Source organism: uncultured Anaerococcus sp. (genome assembly GCF_937934665.1).
In the GTDB taxonomy this organism is placed as follows: Bacteria; Bacillota; Clostridia; order Tissierellales; family Peptoniphilaceae; genus Anaerococcus.
This window is the reverse complement of record NZ_CALGYW010000089.1, coordinates 1-13,179: the sequence shown is the minus strand read 5'-3', so window position 1 is coordinate 13,179 and position 13,179 is coordinate 1. Positions and strand designations below refer to the sequence as shown.

Here is a 13,179-nt window from a genome sequence, read left to right as displayed (position 1 = left end):
AGTTAACTCTATAGTTAACTCCTTTCTTAAAATTATTGAATTACAATAGTAAGATACAACTTAAGAACTATAAGGGTATTTCATTTTATAATTAGATATATAATAATACCAACTGAACAAATGATAAAAAATACACCACCTATTCGCATTAATACTAAATATAGTTCGGTTGGCTCACCATTTTTTACTGTGAATAAATTTTCTATTTTCCATAATATTTTAGGATAGCAGACCATAGAAACTCCCAAAATCAATAATACCAGCACCCATAAATAGTCCACCGATTTTCCTCCTTTCAACTAGGTATTCTTGTATACCTTCTACACTATATCTGGTATAATATTATCATGGAGACGCTGATAAATCAATCGTTATTTATTATATGATATGTAAAACCTCAAAGAATTTCGTCATTTTTAAAAATGTTTGTTTGGAATAGTAGAGCTGTATATCAATTTTTTATATGCTACTTTATGACACTTAAACATCAGAATCAGAATTATCATTTCCATAATCTTCCTTTCAGTTAATAACTCCCCATTCTCCTAAACCTACACCAATTGTAGTTATAAACGTCTTTAAAAATCCAACTCCTGCTGTAAAAAATTCCATATTATTCCTCCTCGTTTTCTTTCTCTTTATTTTCTATTTTGTTTAGTGATTTAACTATAAAATCTTGATGACCTTATCTCCTTTTTTATTTTCTTTGAAATATCCAAAGACATGGAATAGATTTTCCTTTCCAAATTCTGAAAAAGGGCTTAATTAACTAAATTAGCATTGATATTTACCATTTTTTTATCCATTAATTTCTTCTCCTTAATCTATAAATTTCAATTAAAAAAGCGACTGAACTTATAATTCAATCGCTAAATGTCTTATATATTAAATCGTTTTAAGTTAGACTTTTTATCCTTACCATTTTAACCTACCTTTAAATGTGGTTAATTTAATTATTCGGTAAATGATTAAATAAGTCTATTTTTTTAATAATTTAAAAGAGCTTTTTAATATCTTTTCCTTGCTTTATAACCTGCTTTAGGTCTTTTGTTGCAAAAGAGCCGACTTTGCCGGCTCCCAAAATAATTATTTTCATTATAGCTCCTTAGGAATATAAAAAATCTACTTATATCTTACCACTTTTATAGATTTTCCCACAAGAAGACTTTATTTCTTAAGATAATCGTAAGCATAACGGGCTAAAAGTTCTGCCCCGTATTTCATAGCCCTTTCATCTGGATTAAAATCAGTAGCGTGGTTTTGAGGATAGGTTGCTTTATTTTCTGGGTCCCTACCTCCTATAAACATATAGGTTCCGTCTATTCCTGGTTGGTCTTTATAACCTGATAGGTAAAAACCAAAGTCTTCAGAGCCTGCAAGTTTTAGATCTGTCTTGACATTTTCTTCGCCAAAGATTTCTTTTGCGATTTTTACAGAAAGATCTGTTGATTTTTCTTCGTTAATTACAGCACCAGCACCCATATGGTAGTCAAAGTCTGCGCTTCCTCCATAAATTTCCGCTGAAAGCTTGGCTGCTTTTTCAAGTTCCTTTACCATAAAGTCTACACTCTCATTAGAAAAAGACCTAAATGAACCGTCAAGTTTGATATCAGCTGCTACTGCATTGGCTGCAGAACCACCCTCTACTACTCCTAGGTTTAGGACAACTGGGTGGAAGACATTGTCGATTTTCCTTGCTTGGATGGCGTAGGCTGCATTTATAAAGTTTGCAAGCATAAGCATGGCATCATTTCCTTGGTAAGGGGTTGATGAGTGGGCAGATGTCCCTTTGAAATTTACAGTAAAGAAGGTGTTGTTGGCCATAACTTCACCATAGCCTGTTGAAGCTTTGCCAAGATCCCATCCTGTGTGAATGTGGATAGCAAAACCTGTGTCAACATCCTTTGTATAGCCACCGCTTACAACAGTCCTACCACCTTCTCCAGTTTCTTCTCCAGGTTGGAATATTATCCTAACCCTGCCATCAAGGTCATCTTTGACCTTTATAAGGGCCTTTACCGCATTTAACATCATGGCAGCATGGATATCGTGACCGCAAGCGTGACTTACCCCCCTCATTTTGACTCTTAAAATCAAAGTCATTGCTCTCCTTAATTGGTAGGGCGTCTATATCTGCCCTTAAAAGAACAGTCTTACCCTTACTTTCTGGATTTATCTCTACCATAAGACCTGTAGGGTCTATCTCAACCGGTTTAAAACCTAAATCTTCTAATTCTTTTTTTATAAAGGCAGTTGTCTTTACCTCTTTCATGGCAAGCTCTGGGTGAGCGTGCATATATCTTCTATCCGCTATCTTTTTTCTTCATTTTCAAGTATTGATTGTTTAATTATATCTGTCATATCTATATCCTTTCATATTTATCATATATACCCAATTAAGATTTTTTTATTTTAAAAGCCACTCCTTAAGAAGCGGCTTTCATCTTTCTAGTCTGCTTGTGGAGATATTTTTAAATCCAAAAACAAATCATTATATAAAATTGTTGTTTCCTTACCCAAATCTTTGAAAACCTCAAGCTTATTTATAATTTCATCATCTGGATATAGTGTTTCATCCTCTCTTGCTTCATCATCGATCAATTCCATTGCCTTTTTATTTGGAGTCGCATACCAAACATAATCAGCATTTCTAGCTGCTATATCAGGCCTCAAAAGATAGTTTATAAGGGCATAGGCACCTTCATGGTTTTTGCTAGTTTTAGGAATAACCATGGTATCAAACCAAATATTTGAGCCCTCCTTAGGTATTACATAAGAAAGATTTTCATTCATTTCCTGGGCCATAGCAGCTTCTCCAGAAAAAGTGATTCCAATATCTGCTTCACCTTGAGCCATATACATCCTTATTTCATCAGCAAGCAAAGCCTTAACATTAGCCATAAAAGGCACTAGGTCATTTTTGACTTTTCTTAAAACCTTCTCATTCTTTTCATTTAGGCTGTATCCTTTCTTTAATAATCCAATTCCAAGAGTTTCCCTGGCTCCATCAAAGGTAAGAATCTCTCCTTCAAACTTAGGGTCCCAGAGCTTTTTCCAAGAATCAAAGTCCTCTTCGCTGTATTTCTGAGAATTATAAATTATCCCGAAAGTCCCCCAAAAATAAGGAATAGAATATTCATTACCTGGATCATAGGCTGTATCTAAAAATCTCTCGTCGATATTAGATAGACCTACGATTTTTGAGTGGTCAAGCTTTTCTAAAAGACCCTTCTCCTTCATCATCTCTACTGTATATTCTGATGGGAAGGCTAGGTCATAATAGGTTTTTCCCTGCTCAATTTTTGCCATCATAGCTTCATTTGAGTCAAAAGTTTCATAAATAACCTTATAGCCTGTTTCTTTTTCAAAATCTTTTAAGACTTCTGGATCTACATAGTCTCCCCAGTTATAAAAATATATATCCTTATCATTTGACCCATTGGAGCTAGCATTTAACCTTTTCTGGCCAACGACCAATAAAAGTGTAAGGGCTAAAATCCCTACAACAAACTTATAAACCTTGTTCATATCTCTTTAACTCCCTTCTTTCTATAAAATAATAGATAACCACCATAACTAGGGCTATGACAAAAATAAGGGCCGATAAGGCGTTTATTTCAAGAGAAATCCCTGTCCTTACCCTAGAATAAATCTCTATAGAAAGGGTCGAAAACCCAGAGCCTGTTACAAAGAAGGTAACAGCAAAATCATCGAGAGAATAGGTAAGGGCCATGAAAAATCCTGCAAAAATCCCGCTTGCTATATTAGGAAGTATTATCTTATTTAAGATAGTTATATCACTTGCACCAAGATCTTCTGCAGCCCTTATCATGTCTTCATTTAGGGCATAGAGCCTTGGAAGGACCATAAGAACAACAATAGGTATAGAAAAGGCAATATGGGCTAAAAGAACTGACACAAAGCCCATAGGAATTTTTATTAGCATAGAAAATAAAATCAAAAAACTTGCCCCCATCATGATATCAGGAAGGACCATCAAAACTGAATTTAAACTCAGGATTTGTTTCTTAATTTTTTTGTTTTTTGTATAGTAAATCGAAATCGCACCTAAAGTGCCAATGACACTTGCAATCAAGGATGACAAAAGGGCTAAAATAAGCGTATTTAAAACTATATTTATGAGCCTCTTGTCAGAAAAAACTGCCAAATAGTGGTCCAGGGTGAAGGATTCGAAAGTATTCATGTTTCCGCCGCTATTGAAGGAATAAAAAATCAAATATCCCAGAGGTAGGTACATGATAATAAAAACAAAAATCAAAAATAAATTTAAAAATTTAGTCGACCTATTTTCCATTATTATCCCCCTTCCTATTTAAAAACGAAATTACTGCAAACATGATAGCTATAAGGACAAGGCCAATAGTAGAACCCATTCCCCAGTTTTGGGTAACTAGGTAGTGCTGCTCAACTGCTGTACCTAAGGTAATCACCTTATTTCCTCCAATTATCCTGGTAATTAAAAATAGGGATAAGGAGGGAATAAAGACTGCCTGAAAACCTGCTATAACCCCATCCTTGGAAAGCGGCAGGATGATTTTCCTAAAGGTTTGAAACCTAGTCGCTCCAAGATCTTCGCTAGCGATTATATATTCCTTAGGAATCGAATCTATAGACCTAAAGATAGGTAGAATCATAAAGGGTAATTCTACATAGGATGCAACCAAAATGAAGGCTGGATTTGTAAAAAGAAAGCCCTCACTTGCAAGGCCTAAAAGCCCAACAATCGTACCATTTTTATTAAAAAGTCCTATAAAAGCGTAGGCTTTTAGGACTAGATTTATCCAGGTTGGTAAAATTACCAAAAGCAAAATCAAATCCTTGTGCTTAGCCTTAGTCAAAAAATATGAAAAAGGATAGGCCCACAAGAGGGTAAAGGATGTGATTAGAAAAGCCGTCAAAAAGGAATTTAGGGTCATTATTATATAGTTTTTGCTAGAAAAATAGGCTATATAATTATCAAAGGTAAAATTCCCGTATATATCAAAAAATGATTGGTACAAAAGTAGGAGGATTGGAGCAATTATAAATATCAAAATCCAAATATAGTAAATAAAGGTTAATTTTTGGTATTTTTTAGCCATCATCTTCTCCTGTAGCATACTTTTCAAGTCTCTTATCAAAGGCTTCTTCAGATTCATTATAGCGCATAACGTGGATATTTTCAGGATTTATCCTAAGACCAATATCATCTCCCTCTTCAAAACGCTTAGTGGTATGAATTTTCCAAGTAAAATCTCTCTTATCATTGCCTATTATTTCATTAAAGACCCCGCGAAAGAGAATATTATCAATATTTATCCCTATATCGGCCATATCTAGAGGGACTACTTCTATATCTTCTGGTCTTATAACTACTTCTACCCTCTCACCCTTGGCTATACCTGCATCAGAACAGTCAAAGACTTTGCCTGCAAATTCTACCTTGTAGTCATCAACCATCCTTGCTTTTAGGATATTGGATTCACCAATAAATTCTGCTACATAGCGGTTAATTGGCTCGTCATAGATATCCTTTGGAGGACCTTGTTGAACAATTTTCCCCTTATCCATGACAAAGATATGGTCACTTAGAGCAAGGGCTTCTTCCTGGTCATGGGTTACAAAAACAAAGGTAATCCCTAGCTCCCACTGGATATCAGAAAGTAAGACCTGCATAGACTTTCTAAGTTTCATATCAAGGGCAGATAAAGGCTCATCTAGTAAGAGCACATCAGGCTTATTGACAATGGCGCGAGCGATTGCTACCCTTTGCTTTTGGCCACCTGACATTTGGCTAACCTCACGCTTTTCAAAACCTGCTAGATTTACCATGGCAAGGGCCTTTTCCACTTCTTTTTTTATAATAGCCTTGTCAGTTTTTTTTATTTCTAGACCAAAGGCCACATTGTCGTAGACATTCATATGAGGAAAGAGAGAATAGTTTTGAAAGACTGTATTTACTGTCCTCTTACTAGCTGGGACATTTCCTACATTTTCCCCATTTATATAGACATCGCCCCTACTTGGCTCTAAAAACCCTGCTATTAAATTTAAAATGGTAGTCTTACCACAACCAGATGGCCCCAAAAGAGTATAAAACTTTCCCTTTTCAAGCTCTAGGTCAACAGATTTTAGGACTTCTTCATCTCCATAAAACTTAGAAACTCCATCTAAAACTACCGAATAATTATCAAAATTTTTATCCATTTTGACCACCCCCAACATTTTATCATTATAAAAAGTATACCTCTTTTTTTAAATTTTTAGGAGTTGAGATTTACAAAAAAATATCAAGTGGATATACTTTTGTTAAAAATTTTCAAAAAAATATACCAGGCCTAGGCCCAGTACACTTTTTGCTTAATAATCCTTATTTATTATCTTCTTCAACAGTTTTCGCTGCAGTCCTACCTGAAGCAATTATTTCTGTTATGGCATTGCCCCCAAGCCTGTTACCGCCGTGGATACCGCCTGTAACTTCTCCTGCTGCATAAAGACCTGCTATTGGCTTATCATCAGCGTTTAGGACTCTCCTGTGATCATCAACCTTAAGTCCGCCCATGGTATGGTGGGTTGATGGAGCTAGGAACCTTACTCTGATTTTGCCAATCTTGTAGGTATCTGGTTTATATTTGCCATTTTCATCCTTTTCTGCTTCACCGATTAGAGACCTGTAGGATTCTTTTGAAACTTCTAGCTTTTCTGTCTCACCCATTACATAAGAGTCGTATTCTTTTATAGCATCTTCTATTTGCTGGCCTGTAAGGTCTATTTCTAGCTCTTTAAAGAGGTCGTCAAGCTCATCTATTTCTCTTACATATTGCCTTAGATCGACATCCTCATCCTCATATGGGTATGGTCCAGGAATAGGACTTGCTACATTACCTACTTCTACAAAGACACCCTTGGTGCCGTTTATCTCTATACCATTATCAAAGGCACCCTTTGATAAAACATCACGTTCTGCAGACTCATCTACGTACCTCTTGCCTGTTTTTGGTGAAATATAGATTACATCTTCACCACCACCAAAGGCAAGGTTGCCGTCTTGGATCCAGGAAATTGGCATCATTTGGGTAAAGCCTTCGCCTGTTGTCGCTGCTCCAACCTCTTCTGCCATCCTTATACCGTCACCCATTAGGGAATTTCTGTTGGTTGTCTTTAAAGATCCTTCAAGGGCTTCTGGGTCCCAATACTCGTTTGTTTCCTTAACTCTTTCGATATTTGCAGCGTAGCCACCTGTTGCAAGGATAACTCCCTTATTTGCCTTAAGGGTGAAGGCTGTACCGTCAAAGAGTTCTCCTTCAACTCCTACAACTTTGCCCTCTTCTTCTATAAGCTTTTCGGCATCTGCTCTTCTGTAGATTTTGTTATCTTCATCTAGCTCTTCAAACTTTTGAATAGGCGCTCTAAAGTAGGTTGCCCACCTACCTTCTTCCATCTCTCCATTTACTTCTGAGCCAATAAATTGGTTTTGCCTTTGCCACAAACCACCTATTAGGGTTCTTTGGGTAGAGTCATCAAATTGTGATCCCATTTCATTTAGCCATGGTTTTATCTCCTGGCCTTCCTCTATGAATTGGCTAACTAGCCCCTCATTTCCATAAACCCAGCTAGTTTTTTCAAAGTTTGGCCTTATACCACCATAGTAGGTTTGGAAAATATGGAGATTGATAGTTGAGAAAAGTGTAAGGTCAGTTTCTTGCTTGCCAGCTTCTAGTTGTGGTTTGGCCCAGTCAAGATAGGCCTTGATTTCTTCTTTTAAAGCCTTAAGCACAGGCAGGTATTCTTCGTGAACACCTCTTTTTGATAGGGCTTCTATATCTCCTATTACAAAGTCTTCTCCGTCAAGTTTTTCGTCAAATGGTTCTTCTGACCAATTATAAATTGTCTCTAGGGTATGAATCCTACCGTTATCTGATTTTACTTTTTCAAATTTTTCGCCATTGTGTTCGCCTTCTGTTGCATCTGGATCATCTTTATCCCAAACAAGGTATGGCATGACAGATTGGTATTGGCCACCAGAAACAAGAGTATTACCACCGATTTCAACGTTTTTTTCCACAAGGGCAACCTTGTTTCCCGCTTGAGCTGCTTCCACTGCTGCAGAAACCCCTGCACCGCCAGCACCTACAACCACCACATCATAGGTCTCTTCGATTGCTTCTTGCGGGCTTACTTCTATTGTGTTTTTCTTAAAGGCGTCAAGATCGCTTACTTCTGCCTCTTCTGCCGCCTTATTAACTGCTGATTTAAAGGCAGCTGATGTGATTGTTGCTCCTGATACATTATCAACACCTGTACCATTTGTCTTTAAAATATCTTCTTTTACAATATCAAAGGCAGGGGTACCAACGTGGTCTGTTTCAACGTTTTCTACTACTTCTATTTCTTCAACCTTATCCTCGTTAAATTTAACAGAGACCTTCATAGGTCCATTATAGCCATCTGCCTCTGCCTCGTATGTACCTGGCTTGAAGGTAAATTTTGTTTTTTCACTATTTTCATCAGTATCCTTACCTTCTTCCTTCTCCTCTTCTTTGACTTCTTCAACCTGCTCTTCTACTTTTGTTTCTTCCTTTGGTTCTTCTTTTTTATCAGTATCAACTGTACAAGCAGTTAGGGAAAAACCTGCAATAAGCATCAAAGCCAACAATTTAGATTTTTTCATAAGACCCTCCTTTATTTTTATAAGTAAAAATGTTTATATATGCAAACAATTTCATACTTGCAACATTAAGATATCTCTACTCATCTTTCTTACCCCTAGTATAGCACAAAATCAATAAAATATATAATATCTTGTTAAGTATTTTATAAATTTTCCTAAAAAAAGGCTGTTGCAAATTGCGATTATCCTCCCACCAACCTAGGATTCTCTTTGAAAGTTTGCCTCTTGAGGCCGTAAGGCCAATTCCAGCCCACTGGCTCATGGAGGCGAAACTTTACGAGAAAAAAGCCCGTCGGCTCTTTGAGACCCTATGATTATATTGGGACGATTTATTCATTCTGCAACAGCACAAAATTTATTCTTGAATTTCAATTTTATCATCTAAGTAAATATCAGATAATCTTGCCAAAAATATTATAGCTATAATTAGAGCTACTATGGCATAGGCTAGGGTGAAAAATGCAAATAAGCCCCAACCAACAAACTCATCTTTTACCAAAAGCAAAAGTCCAAGACTTAGGATATAGACTAAAAGTGGGATGCCTTCCCATTTTAGACCCAAAAGCAAAGTCTTTTTAAAAAGTCTCTTACCTTGGCTAAAAATCTTTCCTATAATTGTCATTACCCCATCTTCTGTATCATAATGATCAGCTAGGTAAAAATTAGTATAGGCAAAGAATATAGCAACAAGTGCTATAATTATAAGGCCAATTATTGGTAGGATAACAGCCCCAATAGCAAAGACTGCGCTATTACTTGGGTTAGCCATAGCTGAAAATACGCTGATAGCTCCACTTGCTGTAAGTACTGACTGACCAATGGCCCTTGCCACAGATATTAAAAAACCAACTGTAAGGACTTTCATATTTAAATAATTTACCTGGTTTAGGTAATCTCCAACTGACCCCATCCTATTTCTAATAAGTCCACTAGAAATAGAAAATGAAAATATAAAGGAAATTATCCCTGTTATTAGGTCAGCTAAGAATGTCACTACAAAATTATCATCACCCATAGCAAGAATGAGTCTTCCTATTAGATAATTTGTAATAGCTACTATAATTAATATCCATAATATAGATGAATATTTATATGCTCTTTTCATAATATTCTCCAATTCTTAATTTCTCTCTCATTAATAATTTACCACATTTTAGAAATTTTTACCATAAAAAATATAAATGGGTATTAATATAGGGAGGTGATATAATGATAGAAATCAAACTAAATAAAGAAAAATCTAGGTCTGAAGCAAAAGATGGAGAAAAAACAATCGGCCTTTGCGAATACCAAGTAAAGGATGATGTTATAGACATCTACCATACCGAGGTAGACCCATCTTATGGAGGCAAGGGAATTGCAGGTAAACTCTTAGAAGAAGTGGTAGGTCTTGCCAAAAAAGAAGGTAAGAAAATCTATCCAACCTGCTCCTATGTACGTAAGAAATTTGACGAAGACGACTCTTACAAGGATATAGATGTGAGATAAAATATTGGACCTAACTGTACTTAGGTCCTTTTCTTTGTTAATAATTTGCCCAATCTAGAAGATAGGATTTTTTGGGGGTATTATAAGTGTAATAAGATAAGGGAGGTGGAAATGGAAAAATCGAATAAGCACAGATTTAGAAAACAGGGGATCTTATCAATCTCTATTTTTTTGGCTGTAAATGCCATTATAAGTGGAGCCTTAATCTTTATAAAAGATGAGCTAGGCCTAACACTTGCTCAAGCAGAATTTTTAGTTAGCCTTCCATCTATAACAACCATCATCGCAATCCTTTTAAGCGAACCCATTAGCCAAAAAATTGGCATCAAAAAATGCGTAAGCTTGGGGCTTTTTTTAGTGGGCACATCTGCCTTCCTGCCTCTTTTATCAAGAACTTACCTATCTATCTTCCTATCAAGGCTTATGTTAGGTTTTGGTGTTGGCCTTTATAACGGTCACTCAGCAAGCCTTATAAATATCTTCTACAAGGGAGATGAGGCTGCAGGACTTCACGGCATTAGAAACTCCTTTGAATATATAGGTCTTATGACCCTTTTATTTATAGCAGGTCTTATCATGAAAATTTCCTGGCAACTAGTATTTTTAACCTACGCCCTGGCATTTTTAGTTTTGATATTTTTTAACCTCACTGTAGAAAATGTAGTCCATCCCATAAACCTAGCTGATGAAAAATTTAGGATTACCCTCCAAACCATATTTTTTATGGTCTTTGCAGGGATTATGGTTATGGATACAACAGCTGTTACAATTAGGTTTTCAACTGTAGCCACAAGAAGTTTGGGCCAAGAAGTTAATATCAATATGCTAACCATGGTCCTGCCCCTTTGTGGAATGATAACTGGATTTTTCTTTGGAAAGATAAATAGAAAACTAAGGTCTAAAACAATCCTACTTGGCCTTATCCTTTATGTCCTTACAAATATTATCCTAAGTATCTTTGGAGAAAATGTCTACGTCTACATGCTAGCCATGGCCCTAACAGCTATCTCTCAAAGCCTCTGCTTTCCATATATATTCGCAGAAGTGGCAAGGGTAACAAGGTCCTCATCATCAAGGATAATAAATAACCTAATCTTTGTAGGATGTAATATAGGAGGATTTTTGGCATCAAGCTTTCTAAATGCTCTTAATTTAATATTTAATCTACAGGGTCCAACAACAGCCTTTATGGGCTTTGCAGTCCTATATTTAGGCTTTTTCGCAGTCTACTTCTACGAATACCTAAGCGTCAGATCCTTTAGAAGAGTGTAAAACAAAAATCTCGGAATTTAAAACTTTCCGAGATTTTTTCTTATTTATTTTCTTTCGCAAATTTTTTAAGATATTCTTCGTATAATTTTTTATAAACTTCTGAGTCCTTTAAAAGTTTGTCGTGCTTGCCAATAGCTTCTATTTTTCCCTTATTTATAACAATAATTTCATCTGTTAATTTATTTAATAGGTCGATTTTATGGGAAATTATGAGCCCTTTCTCATTTTCAAGATAAGATTTTAAAATATCAGAAGCTTCCTTTTCACTGATTAGATCAAGGCTTGTGAAAGGCTCATCTATGAGATATGCCGCCTTGGTTTTTAAAAGTAATAGCCTTGCAAGAGCAATTCTCTCCTTTTCTCCACCGGATATTTTCTTTCCTCTTTGACCGAGCTTCCTCCCTTTTAGGTGGGAAATATTTAATTTTTCTATCAATTTATCATAGTCTTTACCAATATAAAAATTATGAGAAAGAATAAGTCCAGCGAGATCTGATATTCCCTTTTGATCCATTTCCAAAAGATTTTTAATAAAATCACTTCTTAATTCATTATCAGTATCATGGTTTTTCGAGCTTGTTAGAGTATTTATGATTAGCTTATAGTTTTCATCAAATTCACCTTTTCTAATTTTTAGAAGTGAATCATTTATTTCTTTTTCTTTTTTCCTATACTCACTTTCTGTCAGCCTTTTTTTTGCCAAAAGTGATATTATAAGCAAGGTCATCATCAAAAATTTCATTTTCTTGAGGATAGAACCTAAAAAGTGCCAGCCTCATATTAAGATCTAATTCACTAACGTTTTTATCTCCAACTAAAACTATTCCTTGGCTCGCTTTTTCATTTCCTAACAAAAGATTAAAAAGAGATGACTTACCTTCGCCAGATAAGCCAACAATCCCATAGACCTTATCAAGCTTAATAGAAATCTCATCAAGAAGTACTCTGTCATCATACTTTAAAGTAAGATTTTCTATTTTATAGTCAATTCTTTTTGGGATATTAAGCTTAGATTTCGCCTCATAAGATGTCTTGTTTCTATTATAAAGCATATTCACACTTGTCTTAGTATCGTAAAAATTTCTTACAAAATAAAGGGGCATAAAGATTGTTTCAAAATAAAAATTAAGGGCTATAAAACTTGAAATTTGTAGATTTTTCCTCTTTATTTCAAACATAGCAAGGATAAAAAATACTATCAAAGCTAGGTGTTTTATCGTATCGATAAAACCACCAGCCATCTCTTCGTAGACCAAGACCTTTTTGAAACTATCATCTCTTTCGTCCATTTTTTCTTCTATAAAATTTCGCCTCTGGTTAAAATTACCACTATTCATTAAGGAAGTTTTGTTCTCGATAGTCTCAAGCATTATAGGATTTAATTTCATTATCTCATCCCTTAATATTTTGAAATTTACTGACCTTCTTTTTTGTAAAATAAAAAGGCCAAGACCCGCTATGACGTATGAAATGAGAATAAGCAAGGGAAAAATCTTCATCCACCTATAGGATATAAATAAAATTACTATCGCAGATATTATGCTTATTATCCCAAAAAACATATTATCAGCAAAAAGTCTTGTAGAAATCTGTTCGGCATCTCCAAACAGCGATGATAAAAAAGCTGATGGTCCTCTAGCGCTTATTATCGGACTTTCCTCAATAGTTAGAGAATCTAGAAGGTCAAGACTTATAGACTTTTGTACTAAAATCTTAATCCTATTTAGCATATAAATTTGGATGAAACT

Annotated in this window: 13 protein-coding genes and 2 pseudogenes; 2 read left to right on the top strand and 13 right to left on the bottom strand. The window is 35.4% G+C overall.

What is annotated here, in order from left to right; all coding sequences use genetic code 11:
* Positions 1–80 precede the first annotated feature (80 nt).
* From Q0410_RS08515 to Q0410_RS05000, 11 genes and pseudogenes are all read right to left on the bottom strand, one after another.
* The gene (locus Q0410_RS08515; protein ID WP_367178714.1) at positions 81–266 is read right to left on the bottom strand and encodes a DUF6199 family natural product biosynthesis protein; all 186 of its coding nucleotides are present in this window, start codon (positions 264–266) and stop codon (positions 81–83) included.
* A gap of 259 nt (positions 267–525) precedes the next feature.
* Positions 526–612, bottom strand: a pseudogene (locus Q0410_RS05045) (Maff2 family mobile element protein); the annotation flags it as partial.
* A 1-nt stretch (position 613) separates the two neighbouring features.
* Positions 614–806: pseudogene (locus Q0410_RS05040) on the bottom strand (hypothetical protein).
* Between the two features lie 361 nt (positions 807–1,167).
* On the bottom strand, positions 1,168–2,079 hold the full coding sequence (locus tag Q0410_RS05035) for a M20 family metallopeptidase (protein ID WP_299033726.1): 912 nt from the start codon (positions 2,077–2,079) through the stop codon (positions 1,168–1,170).
* Positions 1,991–2,296 (bottom strand): hypothetical protein, encoded by a 306-nt coding sequence (locus Q0410_RS05030; RefSeq protein WP_299033724.1) that lies wholly within the window; start codon positions 2,294–2,296, stop codon positions 1,991–1,993. Before Q0410_RS05030 ends, Q0410_RS05035 begins: the two co-directional genes overlap by 89 nt.
* 152 nt (positions 2,297–2,448) lie before the next feature.
* Complete coding sequence (locus Q0410_RS05025) at positions 2,449–3,528, bottom strand: PotD/PotF family extracellular solute-binding protein (RefSeq protein WP_299033721.1); 1,080 nt, start codon at positions 3,526–3,528, stop codon at positions 2,449–2,451.
* The gene (locus Q0410_RS05020) at positions 3,512–4,315 is read right to left on the bottom strand and encodes an ABC transporter permease (RefSeq protein ID WP_299033718.1); all 804 of its coding nucleotides are present in this window, start codon (positions 4,313–4,315) and stop codon (positions 3,512–3,514) included. Before Q0410_RS05020 ends, Q0410_RS05025 begins: the two co-directional genes overlap by 17 nt.
* Entirely contained in the window at positions 4,305–5,102 is a 798-nt protein-coding gene (locus tag Q0410_RS05015; RefSeq protein WP_299033715.1) for an ABC transporter permease, read from the bottom strand. The genes Q0410_RS05020 and Q0410_RS05015 overlap by 11 nt, the downstream gene beginning before the upstream one ends.
* A complete protein-coding gene (locus Q0410_RS05010; protein ID WP_299033712.1) occupies positions 5,095–6,207 on the bottom strand; it encodes an ABC transporter ATP-binding protein in 1,113 nt (370 codons plus the stop codon). The genes Q0410_RS05015 and Q0410_RS05010 overlap by 8 nt, the downstream gene beginning before the upstream one ends.
* A gap of 163 nt (positions 6,208–6,370) precedes the next feature.
* On the bottom strand, positions 6,371–8,671 hold the full coding sequence (locus Q0410_RS05005) for an FAD-dependent oxidoreductase (protein WP_299033709.1): 2,301 nt from the start codon (positions 8,669–8,671) through the stop codon (positions 6,371–6,373).
* Positions 8,672–9,026: 355 nt separating this feature from the next.
* A complete protein-coding gene (locus tag Q0410_RS05000) occupies positions 9,027–9,776 on the bottom strand; it encodes a hypothetical protein (RefSeq protein ID WP_299033706.1) in 750 nt (249 codons plus the stop codon).
* A 104-nt stretch (positions 9,777–9,880) separates the two neighbouring features.
* Here Q0410_RS05000 and Q0410_RS04995 point away from each other — a divergent pair, with 104 nt between their 5' ends.
* Positions 9,881–10,159 (top strand): GNAT family N-acetyltransferase, encoded by a 279-nt coding sequence (locus Q0410_RS04995; RefSeq protein ID WP_299033700.1) that lies wholly within the window; start codon positions 9,881–9,883, stop codon positions 10,157–10,159.
* A gap of 111 nt (positions 10,160–10,270) precedes the next feature.
* Entirely contained in the window at positions 10,271–11,431 is a 1,161-nt protein-coding gene (locus Q0410_RS04990; RefSeq protein WP_299033697.1) for an MFS transporter, read from the top strand.
* A 40-nt stretch (positions 11,432–11,471) separates the two neighbouring features.
* On the opposite strand, the gene Q0410_RS04985 is transcribed toward Q0410_RS04990, so the two are convergent.
* Both Q0410_RS04985 and Q0410_RS04980 read right to left on the bottom strand, forming a co-directional pair.
* Positions 11,472–12,173, bottom strand: coding sequence for an ATP-binding cassette domain-containing protein (locus Q0410_RS04985; RefSeq protein WP_299033694.1), 702 nt, complete (start codon positions 12,171–12,173; stop codon positions 11,472–11,474).
* The coding region (locus Q0410_RS04980) for an ABC transporter ATP-binding protein (RefSeq protein WP_299033691.1) at positions 12,106–13,179 on the bottom strand (1,074 nt) is incomplete at its 5' end. The genes Q0410_RS04980 and Q0410_RS04985, both read right to left, overlap by 68 nt.